Origin of the sequence: Moritella marina ATCC 15381 (assembly GCF_008931805.1) — a bacterium.
In the GTDB taxonomy this organism is placed as follows: Bacteria; Pseudomonadota; Gammaproteobacteria; order Enterobacterales; family Moritellaceae; genus Moritella; species Moritella marina.
Genome location: NZ_CP044399.1, coordinates 3,122,582 through 3,146,816 on the forward strand (window position 1 = coordinate 3,122,582; position 24,235 = coordinate 3,146,816).

The window sequence follows — 24,235 nt, forward strand, 5'->3', positions numbered from 1 at the left end:
ATTACTGCTTAACGATTTACGTCGCTACTTAAACAACTAGATGAGGGTTATTCCCACTCAATTGTTGCAGGTGGCTTACCAGATACATCGTAAACTACACGAGAAATACCATCAATTTCGTTGATAATACGGTTTGATACATGACCGATTAAATCATACGGCAGATGTGACCAACGCGCCGTCATAAAGTCGATAGTTTCTACACAACGTAGTGATACAACCCAATCATACTTACGGCAATCACCCATTACGCCAACAGAGCGTACTGGTAAGAATACCACAAATGCTTGGCTTACTTTATGGTAAAGTTCTGCTTTGTGTAATTCTTCGATGAAGATAGCGTCAGCACGACGTAATAGGTCGCAATATTCTTTTTTCACTTCGCCAAGTACACGCACACCTAGACCCGGTCCAGGGAATGGGTGACGGTAAAGCATGTCGTATGGAAGACCTAATTCAAGACCAATCTTACGTACTTCATCTTTAAATAATTCACGTAATGGTTCAACTAGACCCATTGCCATATCGTCAGGTAAACCACCTACGTTATGGTGTGATTTAATCACATGCGCTTTACCATTTTTAGTCGCAGCAGATTCGATAACGTCAGGGTAGATAGTACCTTGCGCTAACCATTTAGCATTGCTTAATTTCTTCGATTCTTCATCAAAAATTTCAACAAATACACGGCCGATAATTTTACGTTTCGTTTCTGGATCGTTCTCGCCAGCCATTTGCTCAAGAAAACGGTCTTCCGCTTTAACATGTACAATGTTTAGACCAAAACGATCACCAAACATATCCATTACTTGCTGACCTTCGTTTAAACGAAGTAAACCGTTATCAACGAATACACATGTTAGCTTATCGCCAATTGCACGTTGTAATAACATAGCAACAACAGATGAATCAACACCGCCAGATAAACCTAAGATAACTTCATCATCACCGATTTGCTCTTTCATACGTGCAACAGCATCATCAATGATTGAGCTTGAAGTCCAAAGTCCGTCACAGCCACAAATATCTTTAGCAAAGTGAGCAAGCATACGTTCGCCTTGGCGAGTATGTGTTACTTCAGGGTGGAATTGCACACCGTAAAAGCGTTTCTCTTCATTTGCCATCGCAGCAAACTGACAAGTCGCTGTGTTAGCAACTGTTACAAAACCTTCAGGGATAGCAGACACTTTATCACCGTGGCTCATCCATACGTCTAATAGTGCTTTACCAGAATCTGATACTGCATCTTCGATAGACTTGAATAGTTCAGAAGGGTTTTGCATCTCAATTTGTGCATAACCAAACTCGCCTTCGCCAGTGCCTTTAATAACTTCGCCACCAAGTTGCTTAGACATAGTTTGCATGCCATAGCAGATACCCAATACAGGTACGCCAGCATTGAATACATATTCAGGTGCACGTGGAGAACCTTCAGCGGTTACGCTTTCTGGGCCACCCGCAAGAATAATACCGTTTGGATTGAATTCACGGATATCCGCTTCACTCACATCCCATGTCCATAACTCACAGTAAACACCGATTTCACGGATACGACGGGCGATTAACTGCGTATATTGAGAACCAAAGTCCAAGATAAGGATTTTTTGTTCATGAATATTTGTGGTCATTAAAGATATTCCTGTAAATATATTTAGTTGTTATGTTTATAATAATAGTAAGAGGAGACGTTTGTCTCCCCTTGAATTATCAGTTTCGAACTATCTATTTTGCTAAAACTAACTTAGTTTGAACGGTAGTTAGGCGCTTCTTTTGTCATCGTTACATCGTGTACATGGCTTTCTGTGATACCAGAACCTGTGATACGAACAAATTCAGCTTTGGTGTTCATATCATGGATAGTTGCACAACCAGTTAGACCCATTGAAGAACGGATACCACCCATTTGTTGATGGATGATTTCTTTCAATTTGCCTTTATAAGGAACACGGCCTTCAATACCTTCTGGTACTAATTTGTCAGCTGCATTTTCAGATTGGAAGTAACGGTCAGATGAACCCTTAGACATAGCGCCTAATGAACCCATACCACGGTATGACTTGTATGCTCGACCTTGGTAAAGTTCAACTTCACCAGGTGCTTCTTCAGTACCAGCAAACATAGAACCAACCATGACACATGATGCACCAGCAACAAGCGCTTTAGCGATGTCACCAGAGAAACGGATACCACCATCAGCGATAACTGGTACACCAGTACCTTCTAATGCAGTTACAGCATCATTGATTGCTGTAATTTGTGGTACACCAACACCTGTAACGATACGTGTAGTACAGATTGAACCAGGGCCGATACCCACTTTAACACAGCTAACACCAGCATCTACTAATGCAAGTGCACCAGCGCCAGTTGCTACGTTACCACCAATGATTTCTAAATCAGGGTATGCAGCGCGTGTTTCTTTAATACGGTTAAGAACACCTTGAGAGTGGCCGTGAGATGAATCAATTAATAATACATCCACACCCGCTTCTACTAATGCGTCGATACGTTCAGCAGTAGAACCACCAGCACCAACAGCAGCACCTACACGTAAACGACCTAATTCGTCTTTACATGCATTTGGTTTTTTCTCTGCTTGTTTAAAATCTTTAACCGTGATCATACCCGTTAGTTTAAAGTCTTCGCTTACAGCAAGTACTTTCTCAATACGGTGTTTGTGCATTAGGCCAAGCACTTCTTCACGAGAAGATTTTTGTCCAACAGTCACTAAACGATCTTTCGGTGTCATTACTGATGAAACTAGGGCTGTTAAATCATCAACAAAACGTACATCACGACCAGTAATGATACCCACTAGGTCATTGGCTTCGGTTACTACAGGAAAGCCAGCAAAACCGTATTGCTTAGCTAGTTCAGCTACATCAGCAATAGTCATATCAGGTTTTACAGTAACGGGCTCAGCAACAATACCACTTACATATTTTTTAACTAAACGTACTTCAGCGGCTTGACGCTCAATTGACATGTTCTTGTGAACGAAACCAATACCACCTTCTTCAGCTAGCGCAATCGCTAAACGACCTTCGGTTACTGTGTCCATCGCAGCAGCAAGCATAGGGATGTTTAACGAGATATTTTTCGTTAGTTGAGTTTTTAGGTTCGCATCGTTCGGTAGAACAGTTGAATGAGCAGGTACAAGCAGTACGTCATCAAAGGTAAGGGCTTCTTTGGCAATTCTTAGCATGGGCAATATCTCACCTTGTAAAAGGTATAAAATGGATGACATAATCGGTATAAATATTGCGGACGAAGTATATTGATGGTTTAGGGTAAAAGCAAACTATATTTCATTTTTTTTAGTTATGGTTGATCTTAATGCCTATTAAAAAGCAAATCTGCTACAATATGCCGATACGATTTTATACTGATTACTGATATTTATATCTCATTTACTGATGAAAAATGCATCAGATTTTAACTGCTTAACGCGAGAGAGCCTTATTTTGAACAATCCAAATATTTATACAGTGACTCACTTGAATGCCAGCGTTAGACAATTAATCGAATCAGAAATGGGCACCCTCTGGTTAACCGGTGAAATATCCAACTTCGTTGCGCCCGCATCGGGGCATTGGTATTTATCGCTTAAAGACAGTCGTTCGCAAGTACGCTGCGCCATGTTTAAAGGTAACAACCGCCGCGTCTCATTTCGCCCAGCTAACGGTCAACAAGTATTAGCCAAAGTACGTGTCACTATGTACGAACCTCGCGGTGAATATCAATTAGTGATTGAATCATTAAGCCCTGCTGGGGATGGTATATTACAGCAGCAATACGAGCAGTTAAAAGCCTCGCTAGATGCACAAGGCTATTTTGCCCAAGCGCATAAAAAAGCCCTCCCGTTACATGCGAAAAAAATTGGTATTGTCACTTCATCAACAGGTGCTGCCGTACACGATATTCTCACCGTGCTAGCGCGTCGTAGCCCTAACCTCCCGGTCATTATCTATCCGACGCTGGTGCAAGGTGCACAAGCAGCTTCTGCGATTGTCAACGCGATTAATATGGCCAATCAACGTAACGAGGTTGACCTGCTAATTGTCGGTCGTGGTGGTGGTTCATTAGAAGATTTATGGTGTTTTAATGAAGCAAGTGTTGCACAGGCTATTTTTAACAGCCAATTGCCGATTATCAGCGCTGTTGGCCACGAAATCGACGTCACTATCGCCGATTTCGTGGCAGATATGCGCGCCCCAACACCTTCTGCAGCAGCTGAATTGGTCAGCCAAGATCAAGCGCACTTACAACAACAAGTAACGAACCTGAGCAAGCGTTTAAACAAGGCAATGCAAAACCAACTGGCAAGAAAGCAACATCAACAGCGCTACTTACAGCAGTCTTTGATGAGCCAGCACCCCCAGCATAAACTGCAACAGCAAAGCCAAAAACTTGATGAGCTTAACTTACGCTTGAACCAAGCGGTAAATCGCCATATCGCTAAGCAGAAGTTAAATTTAACCCAGCTTACAGGACGTTTACAATCTCGTTCTCCAGTACATAAATTGACTGCGATGCAGCAACAACAGGCCAATTTGCAGGCGCGCTTGCACAATGCCATGCAACGCCGTTTGCAACAAGAACAAAACCAACTACAAAACTTGGTGCAACAGCTGCAAACAGTTAGTCCATTGGCAACCCTAACTCGCGGTTATTCAATTACTCAAAATGACCAACACCAAGTCATCACCTCGGTGAGTAAACTAAAAGCAGGCGATAAGTTAATTACCCGTTTTACCGATGGCGAAATACGCTCGACTATCGATTGATATTGATAGCAGCCATTTAATCAAATGTAAAATGCTTAAAATGTGGGTTATCGACCTGCACTTTAAGCGTTGAAATACTATCTAGTACGATCAATTCAACCTCACCATCAATATGCATTTCTATACACTCATCTCGCGCGTCATTACGCTTGGTATCGACACCTACACCTTCAATTTCAATACCTGATTTAAGGATTAATTTAATTGGGTATCGATGCATACATACTATTTCAATGTAGTCATATTGCTCACATTTAATCATCACTATTCCTTGTTCATTATTACTTTGTATTAGCTAGATATTTCGCTGGTGTTGAACTTGTATGCTGACGAAAAAAACTAATAAACGCACTGTCACTGGTAAAATCTAAATCGAATGCTACCGTCGAAATACGCTGACCTTCAGCTAAACGTTCGATGGCATTGAGCAACCGCCATTGCTGTCGCCACGCTTGATAAGGCATGCCAGTTTCCCGCGAAAATATGCGACTGATGGTTTTACCACTCGCACCAATCTCCGTTTGTAATTGGTTTAATGGTTGCGGAGGCAAGTCATTTGCCATTAGCGCCGTTAACCATATTTGTAATCGTGGGTCTTGTGGTAACGGTAGGTGTAACTGCTGCACCGGCGCAACTGCCAGCTCGTCACAAAATAACGCCAGGGTATTGGCTTGTTCTAGTTGCGGTTTATCCCAATCCCAAAATGCCATACGTTCAATTAGTGCTTGTAATAAGACATTCACTTCGACAATGCACATAGTCGTCGGTAATAACGCAGCCAGATCTGCACTGAAATATAACGAACGATACGACACCACATTACGCATACGTGCGCAGTGCATCATCCCCGCCGGGATCCAAGCTGCACGTGTTGGTGGTAATACCGATTGCATGCCATCGAGGGTAATACTAATACAACCTGCGGGTGCATATAATAACTGACCTTTATTATGCTTGTGCATACCCGAGTCATGCTGGCCAACTTCGGTCGCGATACCTATCACTTGGTTGGATAAGCTATCGACATTAAATTGCTGCCCTTCTGCAATAGCCGCCATTTGTCCTCTTTTTGATATTAACTGTTCTAATGTTTGTAATACGAATACCCCATCATAACTATAATGCTGGCATATTAATAATACAGAGCGAACTTGGCATGAACAGAAAACCACACATCAGCCTTATATTGGCTTTAATGATGTTTCCACAAATTGTCGAAACCATCTACAGTCCGGTATTGCCACACCTTGCAAACAGTTTCGATGTCAGCATTCACACCGCTACGCAAACCTTATCTATTTACTTTAGCGCATTTGCGTTGGGTGTCATCTTTTGGGGGCGTATCGCCGATCTGATTGGCCGTCGACCTGCGATGCTAATTGGTTTATGCACGTACGGCTTAGGGTCTATATTGGCGCTAATGGCTACGGATTTCAATATGCTGATGATGGCTAGATTTACGTCAGCATTTGGCGCTGCAGTGGGTTCTGTCGTAACTCAAACCATGCTACGAGATAGCTATAACGGTGATGATTTAGTTAAAGTATTCACGCTAATGGGCATGGGGATCTCGTTGAGTCCGGTCATAGGTTTAATATCAGGCGGCTTTATCGCAGAGTACGCGGGTCATTTAGGCGTGTTTTCAGTGTTACTTATACTGGCGATATTATTACTTTTTGTGGCGCTTAAAGCGTTGCCCGAAACGCGCCCTGACAAGATAGCCAAAGTTAACCTCATAACTTTACTCATGCGCATGCTCAAAGACCGTGACATTCGTTACCACGCTATTTTGGTCGCCCTGTTTAATTTGGTGTTATTTAGCTATTACTCACTGGCGCCGTTTATCTTTAGTAAACTCGATTTTATCTCGATTGAATTTGGTTACACCGGTATCGCATTAGCCTGCGGCAGTTTACTCGGTAGCATGCTTAACAAACGTTTACTGCAAGCGAAATATACATCACAGTCATTACTGCGTTTAGCCTGTGCTTTAGTGTTGTGTGGCAGTGTCGGAGTTTATGCGTTGCAAGACAGTGTTTGGTTGTTAGCACCGATGCTGATTGTTGTAATGAGTTATGGTATTGCCATTCCGAACATTCTCGCGCATGCCTTAGCCAAGTATAAAGATGTCGCTGGATCTGCAGGTGCAGTATTTGGCTTATTCTATTATTTACTCTTAGGGGCGGGATTGGCGCTCACCGGGATCTTGAACAACCTAGGCTTGGTACTGATGCTAGCAGCTAGCATCATCTTAGTCTGCACTGTTCAGCTTAACCGAGCAGTGCAGAAAAAAAACCACTAAGCTAAACGTTTAGTCCAGTTGCCGCCATTATCACGGGCACAGTTTTCTTCACTGTCAAACTTGATCTGTTTATTGGGATTTTTGAGTTTCACGTCCATCGACATAAGTGCCTGTGTTAATAACGCATACAAACGCAGGTCTTGCTTCGATGTCGTCAACTGGGCAATATCTGCATTGCTTTCAAACACACAAGTCAGCTTTAACGAGGTTGGAAAATTAGCGTAGTTCACCTGATGTGTTAACCACTGAAACCCCTGGATTTCATCCTTTGCCGTTTCACAAACATCGGTAAGTACTTTACATAAATTATTATCAATCTTCTTTTCTGTTTTAGTCATGTTCTGCCCGTGGTTAGACTGCCAATTTTTATAACGCTATCCTACCGTAAATTAAGCGCTATAAACAATAAAACCAGCCCGAAGGCTGGTTATACAAAGTGGGCTTTGCAGTAGCTCGTTAATTAAACCCCAACTTCCCCACCATCATTTTTACGAATAATCACAGTTGCTGCACGCGGTCGAACGGTTTTATTACTCGGTGTGTCCATCGTCGCATCACTGCTATACGGCCAGTTAGCTGGATGCTGAACATTCAAGAACAGATCCGTTTGTGCAGGACTAAAAGCCAAACCCGTTACTTCAGCGCCATTCGGGCCAACAAAGAAACGTTTTAATTCTGTTTGATTGCCACTGTTAATGGTATCTAACTCACCATTATCTGTAGTTAACTGACTCGGTACCACAGCGAGCATCTGATCATTAGTGTACTCGGTCAACTCAGGCGCGCCATTATCGGTTTGCATCCACATAATGCCACGCGCATCAAAGGCTAAGCCATCTGGGCTAGCGAATTGGTTTAGCTCTGCTAACCCTGAAATATTCACGTCTGGAGCTGCATCTTCTGCGGCACCAAACACAAAGATATCCCAGCTAAATAATTCAGCATTATCGCCTTCTTGCCAACGGATAATATGACCCGTACTGTTATTTAATCTTGGGTTAGCAGGATTCGTTTCTGTCGTTCGTTTGGTATTATTGGTTAACGTCATGTAAACCGCACCATTCACAGGATCTACAGCCGCCCACTCAGGGCGATCCATTGGTGTCGCGCCGACTAAATCCGCTGCGCCAGCTGTATTCAAAATAATGCTAGCCTGATTGGTAAAGTGGTCCGCCAATACCCCCTGATCTTTTGTTACAGCAGTCATGGTTAATGGTAACCATACACCGACGCCATTATCATCGAATCGAGCGACGTATAACGTACCTTGATCCATATATTTAGCCCCGACAGCTAAACGGTCATCACGCGAGGCATCGCCAGCATGCCAATTAACATCAGATACAAATTTATAAATATATTCAAAGCGAGAATCGTGACCTGAATAGAACACGATAGGTTTGCCTTCAACAACTTGTCCGAACACGCAACCTTCATGGCGAAAACGACCCAAAGCGGTACGTTTGATTGCACTCGATTGATTATCATAAGGGTCTATTTCAACAATATAACCGTGACCATTGGCTTCATTACGGTAATCATCTGCAGCGCTAGAGCCTTTTACTGTAATATCAAAACGCTTAAATTCATCATTAATCTCAGCGGCGTTACCAGCTAAATCATCCCAACCATAACGCGTGTTCTTATCATCAATACCGATACGTGATTGATCTGCGGTTTGAGTGCCGGTATTAACAAAATATCCAGGCCAGTTTTCTTCGCAGGTCAAGTAAGTGCCCCATGGCGTATAACCATTACCACAGTTATTTAGTGTGCCACGCACTTTATCGCCGTTTGGAGAGAAAGGCGTTTCAAGTAGCGTTTGATCAGCAACAGGGCCACTAATATCCATAGTAGTAGCACCAGTAAAGCGACGATTATGACTATCATTTTTAACCACATCCCAAATGCCATTTGTTTGCTTAATACGCACAACAGTAACACCGTGTGCATTAATTTCTTTGCGTACTTCATCGAGAATTGTACGTAAGCTATTACCGTCTTTCGTTGGGCCTGCGGGGTGTAATGCACTCTGATCTATATATTCATGGTTAATACATAACAAGCCATCGGTAGAGCTACCGTTTAACGGAAAGTAGTGCATGCCATCGTGATGCATGCCGAGTGAATTAGCTTGGTCTAACGCGGTATTAGAACCATCAGCTTGCCATTCCCGAGCAAGATCATTAAGTGGCGTTCCCCAAGGAGCAAGTACTTGTGCACTATAACCTTTCGGCACAGCCACTGCATCTAACTTAGCACCAGCAATAGAATCAAAACCAAGTTTAGTTTTTGGTGTTTCAACGACCGAATCAGTGCTATTACAACCAGTTAAACCAACCGTACTCAGCATACCCACAGCAGCCATCCCCATGCCCGCTCTTAGCACACTGCGTCGAGATAGTTCTCTCTCCATCACTGCTGCAAATGGTTCATTATTACTATTATTATATTTAGTTGGGTCAAACGTATCTTTGCTCATGCTTTTATCTACTCAGGTTATAATTTAAGACCGATATAAATTAGCAAAGAACTGTGTACTTTATATTTCAATAACATGACATTTTTATAATATATTATTAATCAAACAGGTAATCATCACGACATTAGGCTTCAATCAATTAAGCATATCTGCTGCTATTATTAATAGTCTGTCATTTATTATGGTAACAATATGAAATATCATATTTTTATTATCCTCGTATTTTCATTAATAGCAGCCTTTTCCAGTGTTAAGGCATCCACACATCCGACGGTGGCATTCGCCATTGATAACGATGCGGTTTTAGGCGTTGATGAAGACTACAGTAATGGCATATTTAGCTCTTATACTTCAGGACAAATTGATACACCCAGCATACTCACGTTTTTAAGCCTATCCATGTGGGGTCACACTGCTTTAGATAAGATGGAGTTCATGCTGGGCCATAAAATATGGACACCTGCAGATATTGAAATAGCCACTCCAATCACCAACGACAGACCCTATGCAGGTTACCTTTATAGTGAATTTAATTTTATTAGTCTGCAGCAAGCGCAAGCGCAGCGGTTTAACCTCACCATAGGAACAACAGGTGAAAACTCATTTTCAGAACAAGCCCAAAAACTAGTGCATACAATAACAGGGTCTAGGGACCCCAATGGTTGGGAGTACCAAATAGAAGATAATGTGGTTGGTAGTATTGGTTACCTCACTCATTTTAACCTGAGCCGTAATGCGTTATCCGAACGCTACTTTGTTGATAACGCAGAGTTTGAAATATCGAATATTAGCGAAGTGAATATTGGCAACTTTAGAAGTGATATTGCCAGTGGGATAATGCTACGCTGGGGGCGCGAACATGGGCGCAGCCAATATCTCCACCGAACAGCCCTTTAGTCCAGGTATGATAGGTGCGTCCGATTCAGCTTGGTTGATATTTACTGGTATTGAGGCGCGATATCGATTTAACGACATGACGATTGAAGGGGAACGAGCTAATATCACCTCCCCTAACGATTACCAACTAACACTTGAACATTGGCAGTCGAGCGCTGTATTTGGCGCGGTTTGGTATAATAAACATGCCGGTCTGAGTATCACCTTAGCAGCTAAAACGCCAGATTATGAAGAAGCTCAGAGCACGCTATACGGTAACGTGGCACTTTCTCTCTTTGCTTTTTTATAACTCGGCTTTTATAAATCTACTTTTATAAATGCCTGGCCTGCTAGTAAACTTCGACAGGCAATAATAAGTCATTATGCACCACCGCTTTTTCCAATAAATAAATAGAGAATGTTGAACCGACCCCAACCTCAGATTGAACCGTGATCTTGCCGCCGACTTCACTAATAATACTCTGACTCACCGATAAACCTAAACCTGTACCGCTACGACGCGTAGTAAAGAATGGGTCGAAAATACGCGCTAAATTATCTGCGCTAATACCACAACCGTGATCGCTAATATGCACAGCAGCACCGATAGGATTACCCTGTTCATCAAGCCAATCTTCCGTTTTAATTTTCAGCAGGCCTTGATCATCCATGGCATGCACACCGTTCATTTGCAAATTAACCAACACTTGCAATAGTTGATGACGGTTTGCTTCCACACAGCATTTTGCATCTAATTGTGACTCGATTTGCACGTTGGCTGACTTCGTACCTGAACGCACTAATGTCAGGCTTTCTTTGACGATATGATTTAAATGCTGCCAAGTCACTTCATCTTGCACCCCACCTTGACGGCTATATTGCAATAAACTACGGGTAATATTACGGATACGATCAATCTGCTCATGTATCGCCTCAAGCTCTTCGGTTACACGCTGGCTGTCGTCACCCAACTCGAGTTGCAACAATTCGACATTCCCTAAAATGACCGCTGTCGGATTATTAATTTCGTGGGCAATACCCGCGGTGAGTTCACCCAGTGCCGCGAGTTTTTCACTCATAATGAGCTTACTGCGAGTTTGGTTTAACAGCTTAATGTATTCCTCTAACTCTTGCGTTTTATCATGCAGGCTTTGAGTACGCGTACGTACTTTATCTTCTAATTCCGCAGAGGCTTGTTTAATCAAATCATTACGTTGCTGCAACTGATCTAACATCGAATCAAATTGCTGACCAAACGCAGCTAATTCATGATCTTTACATAACCCCAAATCACCAATACGTCGGTTTAGCCCTAATGGGACCACTCGAACGACATTGTGGATCTTTTCTATCGGCCTAAATAAATCCCGCGCACCACGATATACCAGCCCACCAGAAAGTAATAGTACCGCAATAATACCAACACTAAATTCAGCAATATTCGTTAAGAATGTTTCAACTAATGGCCATTCTAAATATCCGGTATACAGCATACCAATGACATTGCCATCATGATCCCGCAACGGCTCATACGCCGATATGTACCAATTATCATAAACAAACGCACGGCCAGTCCAATCTAGCCCTTCGATAAGAACTTGCTGCTTTACCTCTTCAGAAACACGCGTACCAATAGCGCGACTATTCAGCTCGTTACTGTCTAATGGCACATTGGTACTAACACGAATATCATCCATAAATAACGTTACCGTACCAATACTACCAAGCGGTAATGAGCCATCGGTATAAACAAGCTCTCGGATACGGTCCACAAGCAAAGTACTGTTATTCAGTAATATACCGCCATCAATAATCCATTGGAGTTTATTGTCATGATCAAAGATAGGCAGTAAATTACGACTTACTAAGCCATTTGACTCTAGCTTATTTTCGCGTAACAAGGGGATTTGAGCATTAACCGGTAGTTTTTCATTTAACGCGAACAGCTGCTCATTATTTAATACTTGAAAAAACGTCTGTGATTTACCCGCTAACAGTAGCTTCTGGCTAACCAATGAAAAATGCGCTAATGCCGACGCCGGATGTAAGACAACAAAATCCAATTCATTATGTTCTGCTTGTTGTTTTACCCAGGCTGGTAACTGGTCTTTTTCAGTGCGTAATGCATGTTGAAAATCGTATGATGTAGTTAGCGATGTCAGCTGCATACGCTGCTCTTTCTGCAATAGTTCAATACTATTATGCGCCACCGAGAGATCGGCTTTGACATTCATTAATGCGTTTTTCCACGTATAAGTCACAGTCCAATACATAGTCAAAGCGAACAGTGCAAATAACGTCAGAATGATCGGGACGGAAGTCAGCACCAGTAAGCGATAACGCACCATAGTCCGAAAGCGTTTAATCCATAACAGTATCAATTGTTTCATTTTCATAAGGCAGCTTCATCCACCCATTCTTTATATTTACGCTCTAAGGTTTTACGTGCCACACCCAGCTTACGCGCCGCTGCTGATTTATTGCCTTCATGTGAATCAACAACCTGCATGATATGTGCTTTTTCGACTTGTTTTAATGTCCATGCAGTAGGATAACAATATTGTTCTTCATCACCATCAACGACAGATGAGCAGTGACAAGGGCTAGTCAAATTTGCTTCATCCATACGTGTTTGATCAAACGTGCTAATAGTCGACCTTGGTAATGGTTCAGTATCACCTTGTAGCTCTCGCCAATATTCCGCAGGCGGTTTACCCAGTAAAATACAGCGCTCCATTAAATTACGTAATTCACGAATATTACCAGGCCAGTCATAAGCTTGCATGGCAAGTATATCTTCATGTGTCCAACTTACGCCTTTCATCCCCAAGTCGTTAGACAATTTCAACGTAAAATGATGAGCTAATGCAGGAATATCTTCCACACGATCACGCAAAGGCGGTAGATCCACCGTTAATACATTTAAGCGGTAGTACAAATCTTGACGAAAACGACCAGCGTCAACTTCTTCTTTCAAATTACGGTTAGTCGCTGCAACAATACGAACATCAACGGGGATTTCACGCTCTCCACCAACTGGTCTTATGGCTTTTTGTTCTAGTACACGTAATAACGATGACTGCATGGCCAGTGGCATTTCCCCTATTTCATCAAGAAATAAAGTCCCACCATTGGCGACCCGAAATAGCCCTTCTCGGCTTTTCTTCGCCCCGGTAAATGCACCTTGAATATGACCAAACAATTCACTTTCTAATAAATCAGGGGCAATAGAACCGCAGTTTAACGGCACGAAAGGACCATTACGTAAGCTCAATTGATGTAACGCACGCGCTACTAGTTCCTTACCTGTACCTGATTCCCCTTCCACTAATACCGCTGCCATCGAAGGCGCAATTTGCGTGATCAGCTTTTTCATCGACAAGGTTTTCGCGGCATCACCGATAATATCAATCGGGAAAGTACGTTCAATATCGCGTTGCAAGGCAAAGTTCTGACGTTCAACTAAACGGCGTTCGATGCAACGACTCACCGATTGCATCATTTGCTCGAGGTTAAACGGTTTTAAAATAAAATCAGACGCCCCTGCACGTAAGGCTTTAATCGCGGTATCTAAATCAGCATAACCTGTCATGAAAATAACATCGCTGCGGCGCGTCTGTGGATCAAATGCTTCATGCCATTCAATACCCGAACGACCCGGTAAATTGATATCGACAATCAATAAATCGAAATGACAACGCTTACGCAATTCCTCACCTTCTTCAATGCTGCCAGCGGTATCAACTTGCGCAAATTTTTTGCTTAAGGCTTTCTTTAAGATAGCGCGCATACCCGGTTCATCATCGACAACAAGTACAGAGACAGCAGCCCAAGAGGGAGAAGACGTAAATTCAGACATAAATATAAATAACTACCGTAATTTTCAAGTTGCGACATTTTGTCTCATATCGACTAACAAAGTCAAAACTGTTTCAGGCCTTTATTTTCACTCAATTTATCAAATATATTATTTGCCTTGATAATCAACCACTTACATCCTAAATAAGTGTTTTGTATGGTTTACTTTTTAATTTGGCATCTAATTTGCTTTATAACGACAAATAGGGTTATTTATCAATCTCAAAACACGCTGTGTAGCATAACTATAATTCGTTACTAAAATTTTATGCAGTAGCCCTTTATTCATTCACTTATGACTTGCATCTAGCAATAACTTAACGTCAGGAAGACCTAATGACTGTAACACCGATGAAATGTATCCAAACATTACTTGCGCTACTAGCACTAACAACAGCTGGTGCTCATGCCGCTGACGATATGAAGATCCGTTTAGCGACGACCACCAGTACTTATCATTCAGGGCTACTTGACTTTTTATTACCAGAATTCAAAAAAGACAGTGGCTATACCGTTGATGTACTTGCCGCTGGCACCGGTAAATCATTACGTATGGGTCAAAATGGCGATGTTGATTTGGTGATGACCCACGCAGCAAAAGCGGAAGCTAAATTTGTAGAGGCCGGTTACGGCGTACTACCACGTAAACTCATGTATAACGATTTTGTCTTGGTTGGACCAAAAGCAGACCCGGCTAAAATTGATGCCGATAAAGATGTCGTGAAAGCACTCGCGGGCATCGCCTCTTACAACGCGACTTTCATCTCGCGTGGTGATGATTCTGGCACCAACAAGAAAGAATTAGGTCTGTGGGCACAAACTAAAATGGAACCGACTTTTACTGGCTACAAAGCCGTAGGCCAAGGCATGGGACCAACACTAAACATGGCGTCTGAACTGCAAGCCTATACATTAACAGACCGTGGGACTTGGTTAGCTTACCAAAACAAGCTCGATCTGAAGATTGTAGTACAAGGCGACAAACGTTTATTCAACCCATACCAAGTTATCTTAGTTAACCCAAGCCGTTACCCAAGCATCAACTATCAAGGCGCGAAGATCTTCAGTGATTGGTTAGTTAACCCGAAAGCACAAACAATGATCAACAGCTATAAACGTGGTGGCGAACAATTATTTGTTGCCAATGCCAAGTCTTAATCAACCTATTGGTCACTTAGATAGCTAATGAACATTTGGCAAACGACTCAAGACGCAGTACAACTTCTCTTCAGTGGCGATATGGCACTGTGGGGGATTGTGGGGGTGTCATTTTCAGTGTCTTTGCTGGCGATCACCTTGGTACTCGTGCCAGCATTAGTGATCGCCTTTACCCTCGCCTACGGAAAATTCCCTGGGCGTTGGTTAATACTATCGTTATTTAATACCTGCCAATCTATCCCCACCGTGGTGATTGGCTTGTTACTTTACATGATGCTATCTCGCGCTGGTCCGTTAGGTGATTGGCAAATGCTATTCACCCAAAAAGCGATGATCTTGGGACAGATGATGGTGTGCTTTCCCATTTTAGTGTCAATGATGCACGCGGCATTTCAAAACAGTGATCGCCGCGCTTGGGAAACAGCGCTGACATTAGGGGCAAGTTTACCCCGTGCATTATTAAGTTTAATGTGGGAATGTCGATTTCCACTTCTTGCAGCTATTATTGCCGCATTTAGTCGTATTATTACCGAGGTTGGCTGCTCAATGATGGTCGGCGGTAATATTCTCAATTCGACACGTAACATCCCTACAGCAATCGCCCTGGAAAGTTCAAAAGGCGCATTTGCACAAGGGGTGGCCCTAGGCATGGTGTTATTAATCTTAGCCCTAGGACTTAACTTCTTATTATCTATCGCCCGTGGTAAAGCCCACTTGCGTACCAATTAGGCTGAGGTAAGGTCATGTCGCAAATTGCTATTCAAGCAGAAGATATCTCAATCCGCTTTAAAGATCGGCTACTTTTTCACATACCACATCTTAAATTCGGCCCGCAAGAAGCGATTTATCTTACCGGCGGCAATGGCGTGGGTAAAACCACACTGCTAAAGATTCTATCCGGTTTACAAACCCCAACCACGGGTACAGTTAACCTACAACACCAAAATTGGTTTGCACGGTTATTTAAAAGTAATGGCAAAAATGGTGTTATCTATATGCACCAAACACCGTATATGTTTGATGGTAGCGTGTTGGATAATGTCTGTTATGGCTTAAAATTCGCCCTAAAAGGCCGCCAAGAACAACGAAGTGAAGCGATAACTGCGCTACGTATGGTAGGGTTAGAGACCTTAGCTAATGAACATATTTCGGTATTATCAGGTGGCGAACGCCAACGTGTGGCAATGGCCAGAGCCTGGGTACTAAAACCCAGTGTGCTATTAATGGATGAATCAAGTGCCAGTATGGATAAAGAGTCCATCGAACGCCAAGTGGTGTTAGCCAAAGATTTACTCGAGCGCGGTTCAACCTTAGTCATCACTAGCCACCAGCAAAACGCACTGACCGCACTTTGCCGCCGTCAATGGTGCATTAGCAATAGCAAACTAATCGAACGAGCAGATTTACAGCTCATTAAAAAAGATAAGGATAACTATGCTTTCGGCTGAACAAACAAGTTGGGTAATTTTAGCAGGCGGGCAAGCAAGCCGCATGGGTGGCAATGATAAAGGGTTAGTACAATTAGCGGGTAAAGCCATGATTGAACATGTTATCGATACCTTGGCGCCGCAAACAACTGACATTGCAATTAACGCTAATCGTAACCAAGACCATTACAGCCAATATGGCGCGGTATTTGGCGACCAATTACAAGGCTACCCTGGACCACTCGGTGGTATGCACGCGGCAATTTTACATTTAACAGATGCTGAATGGATTGGCTTTGTACCTTGTGATTGCCCACAACTACCACATGATTTAGTTGCACGAATGGCCGCAGCCTGTCAAGCAGATACCGATATCCTCGTAGCTCATGATGGTGAACATATTCAACCCGTAGTGACGCTGTTACATCGTCGTATTTTACCTAAATTAGAAGCATTTTTAGATAATGGTGATCGTAAAATCATCCTATTATATCGTCAATGTAATATGCTCACGGTGGACTTTAGCGATCAACCCAATGCCTTCGTTAATTTAAATACCCCGGTGGAACTAGCCCAATTTGGACAACGATAAATTACCTATAATAAATCACCCATAATAAATTACCAATAATGATTCAATAACCATGAGTAAGCATCTATGAGTCAACATCTATGAGTAAAATACACGCGTCACTGCCTTTACTTGGCTTTGCAGCCTTTAGTGGTACAGGTAAAACAACACTACTTGAAGCCATGTTACCTAAACTAGTCGCGCGTGGTATTCGTGTTGCTGTGATTAAACATGCACACCATGATTTTGACATTGACCAACCAGGTAAAGACAGCCACCGCTTGCGTAAAGCAGGCGCGAGCCAAATGCTGATCTCATCACGTTGTCGCCGTGCATTAGTCACCGAAACACCTGATGAAGAAGCTAGCTTACCGCATTTAATCGCGCAATTAGATCAAACCCAACTCGATCTTATTTTGGTTGAAGGCTTTAAAAAACTCAGTTTCCCTAAGATTGAATTACACCGTAGCGAAGTCGGTAAACCTTGGTTGCATCCAACAGACAGTAACATTATTGCCGTGGCAGCCAACGTACCCGTTCCGGCATCGGGATCTGCAGCTTTAGCAGAAAAAGCGTCACTGCCCCTACTCGATATTAATAATCTTGAACAGATCACCGATTTTGTGGTGCGCTTTATTCAAGGTGAAGTTGATACTAGCGCAGCATCGCTATTACTACCACAATCACAAGGCTTGCAGTGTGGCGATCTAACCCCACAAGGCATGTTATCTGTTGCCGAAGGTCGTGAGCGTATTCTTGGTCATATTGTACCAATTGAGAAAACACAGGCCGTTGATTTAAAAGCGGCTTTGGGTCAAATTGTCGCACATGACATCCTATCGCCCGTCAATGTTCCACAACACACCAATTCAGCAATGGATGGTTATGCCATTCGCGGTGATGATTTAGAACGTCAAGACTATACAGTCGTCGCGCATGTGATGGCTGGCCACAGCTACGACTTACCGCTCGAAAAAGGCCAAGCAGTACGAATCATGACGGGTGCTGCAGTACCAGAGTGTGCTGATACAGTCGTGATGCGTGAGCAAGCAGAGCAAATCGACAACATAGTGCGTTTTGATCTAAGCATGGCTGCAATAAACACTGCTCAGAACGTACGTCAAGCAGGTGAAGATCTGGCATTAGGCCAAACAGCCATTGCAGCGAATAGCAAGATCACCGCACCAGAGTTAGGCATGATAGCCTCATTGGGGATCAATCAAGTATCGGTAAAAAGAGCTATTCGCGTGGCGATTTTCTCCACCGGTGATGAAGTTCAACATCCGGGAGAAGCGCAAAAGAATAACTGTATCTACGATTCCAACCGTTACACCTTACACGCGATGTTAACGCAAGCGGGTTGTGAGGTGATTGACTTAGGTATTATCGAAGACAATGAAGCTGCATTGGAAATGACCTTAGAACAAGGTGCCCAGCAAGCTGATTTAATCTTATCTTCTGGTGGTGTCTCGGTTGGCGATGCTGATTACATTAAGACAGTATTAGCCAAGCTCGGAAAAATTAACTTTTGGCGTATTAATATGCGTCCAGGTCGTCCGCTGGCCTTTGGCCACATCGATGACACACCATTTTTCGGTTTACCGGGTAACCCCGTGGCGGTGATGGTGGTGTTTTTACAATTTGTCGAACCAGTGATCCGCAAGCTGCAGGGTATGGATAATTGGCAGCCGCAAGTATTCAATGCTGTTGCGACAGAAAGGTTCCGCTCTCGTCCTAATCGCACTGAGTATACCCGTGGTATTTTTAGTTTTGATGCGAATGGTCGTTTAACCGTAAAAAGTACCGGACAGCAAGGCTCAGGCATCTTACGCTCGATGAGTGAAGCGAATTGTTTGGTTGAAGTATTGCCTGAACAGGCAAATGCAGAAATTGGTGATTTAGTGCGTGTAGTGCCACTACAAGGTCGCGTTTAGTTCTTATAAATAAACCGCTATTAAATAGAATAGTGGCGTGCTCACATCACGCCACTATTCCCCTATTACATTCTATCTACTCTACTCTTATCTTATTTTACGCTTACTTAGCTCTTGCTTGGCTTGGCTTAGCTATGACTTATCATCTGACTTTGATGATGTTTCATTTTTGGGTTGATTCTCTGGTAAGTCTTTTACTTTTTCATACCAAATATCATGATGCTCTTTCGCCCACGTTTCATCAACCTCACCAGTCACCATGCCTTCTAGTGACGCTTCGATACCCACTAAACCAACATAGATATGGAATACAAAACCACAGATCAATACTAACGATGCCAGCATATGCACTAAGTTAGAGAGTTCCATGTCACGACGGGTTTGATCAAACAATGGGAAATCGAGAACAAAGCCACTAAGAGTAATAAATACACCACAAAATATCAGTAACCAAAACAGCGCTTTTTCACCACCATTAGAGAAATCAGCAGAGGGATGCGAACCTTTATGTTTACCGACCATACCGCCCATTTTCATGAACCAGTTGATATCAACCTTGGTAAACAGACTCTTACGCCACCACTTAATCATCACCGTAAACAGTAAGATGGCAAACAAAGGGCCCACATAGTTGTGGTACTGTTTGGCGCCATAAATGAACATAGCCCAAATATCACGTGGAATAATGGGTTTAATAAAGTGCTTGCCGTATACCAATGCCAGTCCTGTCGCAGCAAGACTCAAAAAGGTAAATGCCATACTCCAATGCAGAGTACGGTCAACCAAACTCCAACGCTTAATCTTGCGACCTGTTTTAGCTTTGCTCAGCCTTAATGGACCGATAGTGAAATAAGCCAGTACTACTAACCCAATACTGCCAAAGATCGCTAATGCACCTAATGGTGACATCCACTTCTCTTTGAGAATAAACCAAGCTTGACCTGGTACACTGATCAACACACCGTGTTCAGGTGACTTTGATGTGGTGTAACCCTCTTGCCCATCTCGCACGGCACGCCAATAATCAGCGCCAGCAAAACCCGCAAGCTCACCTTGTACTGACGACTCGCCTAAACGCTCACTGCGCGTCTTGTCATCTGCGGGTTCACTGGCAAATGCTGACAAGGTAAAGCTCAGCATTAATACACTCACTAATAGAATGAACCAATGTTGAATTCGCTTAGTCATTAAATCTCCTCACTGTGTCTACACAACAGCGCTAATAGACAGCGGTTTATCACTAAACCAACTGCCTCTATGTATTAAAACGAATAGATATTAAACTAATCGCTATTAAAACTAATCGCTATTACGGCTGCCAGTTAATTTACATTAACCAGCGTACCTAGATTAGCTCTCTTGCGTTTTGCTCGCGTCATAAGAGAGGTCAGCAGTACTTGCCCAACCTGCATTTTTAGCACCACGGGCAACAACACGCTCGGCATAAACATCAGAGATCTTAGCTGCATCACCAGCAAGCAAGGCCTTAGTAGAGCAAAGCGATGCACACATAGGTAACTTACCTTCAGCAATACGGTTAGCGCCGTATTTTTCTTTCTCTTCAGCTGAACCATCTTCTACATTAGGTCCACCAGCACAGAAGGTGCATTTATCCATCTTGCCACGTTCACCAAAGGCATCTTGTTTTGGAAATTGCGGCGCGCCAAATGGGCAGGCAAACAAGCAATAACCACAACCGATACACAGATCTTTATCATGTAATACGATGCCGTCTTCAGTACGCTCAAAGCAATCTGCAGGACAAACAGCCATACACGGCGCATCAGTACAATGCATACAGGCCACAGAGATTGAGCTTTCACCCTGTTCACCGTCGTTTAAAGTAACAACGCGGCGACGTTGGATACCCCATTCAAGTGCATCATCATTTTCGTTCTTACATGCGGTTACACAACCATTGCACTCAATACAACGTTTAGAGTCACATAGAAATTTCATACTAGCCATTTGAATGACTCCTTACGCTTTAGATATTTTACAGAGGGTTACTTTCGTTTCCTGCATTTGTGTCACAGGATCATAACCATAGGTTGTTGCAATGTTTGCTGATTCGCCCGATACATATGGCACCGAACCTTCAGGGTAATTGCCACGTAAGTCTTCACCTTGGAAATAACCACCGAAATGGAATGGTAAAAACGCAAGACCCGGTTTAACACGGCGTGTCACCATAGCTTTAACATGAATACGGCCTTTTTCAGCACCTTCAACCCACACCATTTCACCGTCTCTAAAGCCTAAATCGTTAGCATCTTTAGGGTTAACTTCAACAAACATTTCTTGTTGTAATTCTGCTAACCAAGGATTTGAACGCGTTTCATCACCACCACCTTCATATTCAACCAAACGACCCGAGGTTAAGATAATTGGGTATTCTCCCGATACATCTTTGTCTTGGATTGATTTGTATAACGTCGGTAAACGGAACATCGCTTCACTGTCATCCCAAGTTGGATAATCAGCAACTAAGTCACGACGAGGGGTATATAAAGGTTCACGGTGAATCGGCACAGCATCAGGGAACGTCCACACTACTGCACGGGCTTTAGCGTTACCAAATGGGATACAACCGTGTTTAATTGCTACACGTTGAATGCCACCAGATACGTCGGTTTTCCAGTTCTTACCTTCTGCTTTTAATTTCTCTTCAGCAGTCAGTTCATCCCACCAGCCAAGTTGCTTAAGCAGTTTGGCACTGAATTCTGGGAAACCGCCTTCTAACTCACAGTCTTTTGAATAACTGTCTACAGCCAGTAAGCTTTCACCATTACGCTCAACACCAAAACGAGCACGGAAATTACCGCCACCTAAAGCTACAGGTTTAGATGTGTCATAAAGAATATGAGTACCAGGATGTTTCATCTCTGGCGTACCCCAACATGGCCAAGGTAAACCGTAAGTTTCACCGTTCGCTACACCCCCCTCACCTTCTAGTGTGGTGTTATGGAATGTATGCCAATTCTGCTGATGTGCTTTCAAGCGTTCTGGACTTTGTCCGGTATAACCGATTGTCCACATGCCTTTGTTGTATTCACGGGTAATATCTTCAATCACAGGTTGGTTATTTTTAACCTCGATGTGCTTAAACACTTGCTCCGCTAGACCTAATTTTTTCATCAATAAATACATGATTTCATGATCAGGTTTTGATTCAAATAACGGTTCTATGACCTTGTCACGCCATTGAATTGAACGGTTGGTCGCAGTAACCGAGCCAGTCGTTTCAAACTGCGTTGTCGCTGGTAGCAAGTAAACATTGTCAGTACGACCGTTCATTACCGCTGCAACACCTGGATACGGGTCAACAATAACCATCATGTCCAGTTTGCCCATCGCGGTGCGCATTTCTGGACCACGAGTTTGTGAGTTAACCGCATGACCCCAATAGAACATGGCACGGATATTATCGTTCTGTTCGATATTATCTTTGTTTTCTAATACGCCATCAATCCAACGCGATACCGGAATACCAGCATGGTTCATTGGCAGCTTGCCGCGGTAATCTTTTTGATCAAAACGGTTTTTCAGCCATTCGTAATCAACATCCCATACCCCTGCCCAATGTTTCCATGCGCCTTCAGACAAACCGTAATAACCCGGTAAGTTATCTGATAACACACCAAAATCGGTTGCGCCTTGGACGTTATCGTGACCACGGAAAATATTAGCACCACCGCCAGATTTACCCATGTTGCCTAACGCAAGTTCAAGAATACAATAAGCACGAGTATTGTTATTACCCGTTGTATGCTGAGTACCCCCCATACACCAAACTACGCAACCTGGACGGTTTTCAGATAAGAGTTTTGCCGTTGCATAAACTTCCGCTTCTGGCACACCAGATACACGTTCAACTTCTGCAGGCGTCCATTTAGCCACTTCTGCACGAACTTCTTCCATACCATAAACACGTTGATGGATAAATTCTTTATCTTCCCATTCGTTTTTAAACACGTGATATAACACGCCCCAAACGAAGGCAACGTCAGAACCAGGACGTAGTGATACGTAATGATCGGCTTTTGCTGCAGTACGAGTACGACGTGGATCGGCTACCACAATCTTACAGCTGTTCTTTTCTTTGGCGATGAGGATATGCTGCATAGCAACAGGATGCGCTTCTGCAGGGTTTGAGCCAATGAACAAGATAGATTTACAGTTATGCATGTCATTTAGCGAGTTAGTCATCGCGCCATAACCCCAGGTATTTGCTACACCCGCTACTGTTGTAGAGTGACAAATACGTGCTTGGTGATCGACATTATTTGTGCCCCACATCGATACCATTTTACGGAACAAATACGCCTGTTCATTATTGTGTTTTGCTGAGCCTAACCAGTACACAGAATCAGGACCTGACTCTTCACGGATCTTAAGCACTTGCTGACTGACTTCTTCAAGTGCTGTTTCCCAGCTCATTTTTATCCATTTACCGTTAACCAGTTTCATTGGATATTTTAGACGTTTAGCACCATGACCATGCTCGCGCAATGCAGCACCTTTAGCACAGTGACCGCCCGCATTGAAAGGATGATCAAATGCAGGTTCTTGGCCTGTCCACACACCTTCTTGCACTTCAGCATAGATACCGCAACCCACAGAACAGTGAGAGCAAATTGTACGTTTAATTTCCACTGGCGATTCAGGATCAACTGACTTAGCTTCAGCCTTTTTCATCATGCCCGGTGCGAACATGCCCACACCAACAGCACCACCAGCGGCAGCAATTGAAGAGTTGCGCATAAAAGCACGACGGGAAATGCCGAGTTGTTTTTCGTCCTTACTGACCGTATCGGAACGTTTAGTTAATTTCATTTAG

The 24,235-nt window shown here is 43.2% G+C and carries 20 protein-coding genes; 9 read left to right on the forward strand and 11 right to left on the reverse strand.

Annotated elements, in window-relative coordinates; genetic code table 11:
- Window positions 1-47: 47 nt before the first annotated feature.
- On the reverse strand, window positions 48-1,628 hold the full coding sequence (gene guaA / locus FR932_RS13900; protein WP_019441507.1) for a glutamine-hydrolyzing GMP synthase: 1,581 nt from the start codon (window positions 1,626-1,628) through the stop codon (window positions 48-50).
- Between the two features lie 113 nt (window positions 1,629-1,741).
- A complete protein-coding gene (gene guaB / locus FR932_RS13905; RefSeq protein ID WP_019441508.1) occupies window positions 1,742-3,205 on the reverse strand; it encodes an IMP dehydrogenase in 1,464 nt (487 codons plus the stop codon).
- 211 nt (window positions 3,206-3,416) lie between these two features.
- On the opposite strand from guaB, the gene xseA reads away from it, so the two are divergent.
- Window positions 3,417-4,787, forward strand: a complete 1,371-nt coding sequence (xseA, locus tag FR932_RS13910; protein ID WP_019441509.1) for an exodeoxyribonuclease VII large subunit — start codon at window positions 3,417-3,419, stop codon at window positions 4,785-4,787.
- A 16-nt stretch (window positions 4,788-4,803) separates the two neighbouring features.
- Here the strand turns inward: xseA and FR932_RS13915 are convergent, their stop codons facing one another.
- Window positions 4,804-5,049, reverse strand: a complete 246-nt coding sequence (locus tag FR932_RS13915; protein ID WP_019441510.1) for a Rho-binding antiterminator — start codon at window positions 5,047-5,049, stop codon at window positions 4,804-4,806.
- Window positions 5,050-5,068: 19 nt separating this feature from the next.
- A complete protein-coding gene (locus FR932_RS13920; protein WP_019628892.1) occupies window positions 5,069-5,845 on the reverse strand; it encodes an AraC family transcriptional regulator in 777 nt (258 codons plus the stop codon).
- A 98-nt stretch (window positions 5,846-5,943) separates the two neighbouring features.
- On the opposite strand from FR932_RS13920, the gene FR932_RS13925 reads away from it, so the two are divergent.
- Window positions 5,944-7,089 (forward strand): multidrug effflux MFS transporter, encoded by a 1,146-nt coding sequence (locus tag FR932_RS13925; protein ID WP_019441512.1) that lies wholly within the window; start codon window positions 5,944-5,946, stop codon window positions 7,087-7,089.
- Here the strand turns inward: FR932_RS13925 and FR932_RS13930 are convergent.
- Window positions 7,086-7,427, reverse strand: coding sequence for a hypothetical protein (locus FR932_RS13930; protein ID WP_019441513.1), 342 nt, complete (start codon window positions 7,425-7,427; stop codon window positions 7,086-7,088). The two genes, FR932_RS13925 and FR932_RS13930, sit on opposite strands and share 4 nt — an antisense overlap.
- A gap of 122 nt (window positions 7,428-7,549) precedes the next feature.
- Complete coding sequence (locus FR932_RS13935; protein WP_019441514.1) at window positions 7,550-9,571, reverse strand: PhoX family protein; 2,022 nt, start codon at window positions 9,569-9,571, stop codon at window positions 7,550-7,552.
- A 192-nt stretch (window positions 9,572-9,763) separates the two neighbouring features.
- Between FR932_RS13935 and FR932_RS13940 the strand changes: the two genes are divergently transcribed.
- Together FR932_RS13940 and FR932_RS21850 are read left to right on the forward strand one after the other, a co-directional pair.
- A complete protein-coding gene (locus FR932_RS13940; protein WP_026032148.1) occupies window positions 9,764-10,468 on the forward strand; it encodes a lipid A deacylase LpxR family protein in 705 nt (234 codons plus the stop codon).
- Window positions 10,431-10,757, forward strand: a complete 327-nt coding sequence (locus FR932_RS21850) for a lipid A-modifier LpxR family protein (protein ID WP_019441515.1) — start codon at window positions 10,431-10,433, stop codon at window positions 10,755-10,757. The genes FR932_RS13940 and FR932_RS21850 overlap by 38 nt, the downstream gene beginning before the upstream one ends.
- A 40-nt stretch (window positions 10,758-10,797) precedes the next feature.
- Here FR932_RS21850 and FR932_RS13950 read toward each other — a convergent pair whose 3' ends face one another.
- Both FR932_RS13950 and FR932_RS13955 read right to left on the reverse strand, forming a co-directional pair.
- Window positions 10,798-12,843 carry a sensor histidine kinase gene (locus tag FR932_RS13950; RefSeq protein ID WP_019441516.1) on the reverse strand — a complete coding sequence of 682 codons (2,046 nt, stop codon included), beginning with the start codon at window positions 12,841-12,843 and terminating at the stop codon, window positions 10,798-10,800.
- Window positions 12,840-14,306: a sigma-54-dependent transcriptional regulator gene (locus FR932_RS13955; protein ID WP_019441517.1), complete on the reverse strand. Its 1,467-nt coding sequence runs from the start codon at window positions 14,304-14,306 to the stop codon at window positions 12,840-12,842. The genes FR932_RS13950 and FR932_RS13955 overlap by 4 nt, the downstream gene beginning before the upstream one ends.
- A 335-nt stretch (window positions 14,307-14,641) precedes the next feature.
- Here FR932_RS13955 and FR932_RS13960 point away from each other — a divergent pair, with 335 nt between their 5' ends.
- The 5 genes from FR932_RS13960 (at window position 14,642) to FR932_RS13980 (ending at window position 19,395) form a co-directional block, all read left to right on the forward strand.
- On the forward strand, window positions 14,642-15,463 hold the full coding sequence (locus FR932_RS13960) for an ABC transporter substrate-binding protein (RefSeq protein WP_019441518.1): 822 nt from the start codon (window positions 14,642-14,644) through the stop codon (window positions 15,461-15,463).
- A 27-nt stretch (window positions 15,464-15,490) separates the two neighbouring features.
- Window positions 15,491-16,192, forward strand: coding sequence for an ABC transporter permease (locus tag FR932_RS13965; protein ID WP_019441519.1), 702 nt, complete (start codon window positions 15,491-15,493; stop codon window positions 16,190-16,192).
- Between the two features lie 14 nt (window positions 16,193-16,206).
- The gene (locus FR932_RS13970) at window positions 16,207-16,911 is read left to right on the forward strand and encodes an ATP-binding cassette domain-containing protein (protein WP_019441520.1); all 705 of its coding nucleotides are present in this window, start codon (window positions 16,207-16,209) and stop codon (window positions 16,909-16,911) included.
- Window positions 16,898-17,482, forward strand: a complete 585-nt coding sequence (mobA, locus tag FR932_RS13975) for a molybdenum cofactor guanylyltransferase MobA (RefSeq protein WP_019441521.1) — start codon at window positions 16,898-16,900, stop codon at window positions 17,480-17,482. Before FR932_RS13970 ends, mobA begins: the two co-directional genes overlap by 14 nt.
- An 80-nt stretch (window positions 17,483-17,562) precedes the next feature.
- Window positions 17,563-19,395, forward strand: a complete 1,833-nt coding sequence (locus FR932_RS13980; protein ID WP_019441522.1) for a bifunctional molybdopterin-guanine dinucleotide biosynthesis adaptor protein MobB/molybdopterin molybdotransferase MoeA — start codon at window positions 17,563-17,565, stop codon at window positions 19,393-19,395.
- Between the two features lie 132 nt (window positions 19,396-19,527).
- Here FR932_RS13980 and FR932_RS13985 read toward each other — a convergent pair whose 3' ends face one another.
- From FR932_RS13985 to FR932_RS13995, 3 genes are all read right to left on the reverse strand, one after another.
- Window positions 19,528-20,583, reverse strand: a complete 1,056-nt coding sequence (locus FR932_RS13985) for a formate dehydrogenase subunit gamma (RefSeq protein WP_019441523.1) — start codon at window positions 20,581-20,583, stop codon at window positions 19,528-19,530.
- 162 nt (window positions 20,584-20,745) lie between these two features.
- Window positions 20,746-21,363, reverse strand: coding sequence for a formate dehydrogenase FDH3 subunit beta (gene fdh3B / locus FR932_RS13990; protein ID WP_019441524.1), 618 nt, complete (start codon window positions 21,361-21,363; stop codon window positions 20,746-20,748).
- Window positions 21,364-21,375: 12 nt separating this feature from the next.
- A complete protein-coding gene (locus FR932_RS13995) occupies window positions 21,376-24,231 on the reverse strand; it encodes a formate dehydrogenase subunit alpha (RefSeq protein ID WP_019441525.1) in 2,856 nt (951 codons plus the stop codon).
- Between the last annotated feature and the right edge of the window lie 4 nt (window positions 24,232-24,235).

What these genes read in the sequence shown, in the direction of transcription:
- FR932_RS13930 (WP_019441513.1), bottom strand. Translation starts at nt 7,427, where the DNA reads ATGACTAAAACAGAAAAGAAGATTGATAATAATTTATGTAAAGTACTT.
- fdh3B (WP_019441524.1), bottom strand. Translation starts at nt 21,363, where the DNA reads ATGGCTAGTATGAAATTTCTATGTGACTCTAAACGTTGTATTGAGTGC.
- FR932_RS13965 (WP_019441519.1), top strand. Translation starts at nt 15,491, where the DNA reads ATGAACATTTGGCAAACGACTCAAGACGCAGTACAACTTCTCTTCAGT.
- FR932_RS13960 (WP_019441518.1), top strand. Translation starts at nt 14,642, where the DNA reads ATGACTGTAACACCGATGAAATGTATCCAAACATTACTTGCGCTACTA.
- FR932_RS13940 (WP_026032148.1), top strand. Translation starts at nt 9,764, where the DNA reads ATGAAATATCATATTTTTATTATCCTCGTATTTTCATTAATAGCAGCC.
- mobA (WP_019441521.1), top strand. Translation starts at nt 16,898, where the DNA reads ATGCTTTCGGCTGAACAAACAAGTTGGGTAATTTTAGCAGGCGGGCAA.
- FR932_RS13915 (WP_019441510.1), bottom strand. Translation starts at nt 5,049, where the DNA reads ATGATTAAATGTGAGCAATATGACTACATTGAAATAGTATGTATGCAT.
- guaB (WP_019441508.1), bottom strand. Translation starts at nt 3,205, where the DNA reads ATGCTAAGAATTGCCAAAGAAGCCCTTACCTTTGATGACGTACTGCTT.
- FR932_RS13950 (WP_019441516.1), bottom strand. Translation starts at nt 12,843, where the DNA reads ATGAAAATGAAACAATTGATACTGTTATGGATTAAACGCTTTCGGACT.
- xseA (WP_019441509.1), top strand. Translation starts at nt 3,417, where the DNA reads ATGAAAAATGCATCAGATTTTAACTGCTTAACGCGAGAGAGCCTTATT.
- FR932_RS13995 (WP_019441525.1), bottom strand. Translation starts at nt 24,231, where the DNA reads ATGAAATTAACTAAACGTTCCGATACGGTCAGTAAGGACGAAAAACAA.
- FR932_RS21850 (WP_019441515.1), top strand. Translation starts at nt 10,431, where the DNA reads ATGGGCGCAGCCAATATCTCCACCGAACAGCCCTTTAGTCCAGGTATG.
- FR932_RS13920 (WP_019628892.1), bottom strand. Translation starts at nt 5,845, where the DNA reads ATGGCGGCTATTGCAGAAGGGCAGCAATTTAATGTCGATAGCTTATCC.
- guaA (WP_019441507.1), bottom strand. Translation starts at nt 1,628, where the DNA reads ATGACCACAAATATTCATGAACAAAAAATCCTTATCTTGGACTTTGGT.
- FR932_RS13985 (WP_019441523.1), bottom strand. Translation starts at nt 20,583, where the DNA reads ATGACTAAGCGAATTCAACATTGGTTCATTCTATTAGTGAGTGTATTA.
- FR932_RS13935 (WP_019441514.1), bottom strand. Translation starts at nt 9,571, where the DNA reads ATGAGCAAAGATACGTTTGACCCAACTAAATATAATAATAGTAATAAT.
- FR932_RS13925 (WP_019441512.1), top strand. Translation starts at nt 5,944, where the DNA reads ATGAACAGAAAACCACACATCAGCCTTATATTGGCTTTAATGATGTTT.
- FR932_RS13970 (WP_019441520.1), top strand. Translation starts at nt 16,207, where the DNA reads ATGTCGCAAATTGCTATTCAAGCAGAAGATATCTCAATCCGCTTTAAA.
- FR932_RS13955 (WP_019441517.1), bottom strand. Translation starts at nt 14,306, where the DNA reads ATGTCTGAATTTACGTCTTCTCCCTCTTGGGCTGCTGTCTCTGTACTT.
- FR932_RS13980 (WP_019441522.1), top strand. Translation starts at nt 17,563, where the DNA reads ATGAGTAAAATACACGCGTCACTGCCTTTACTTGGCTTTGCAGCCTTT.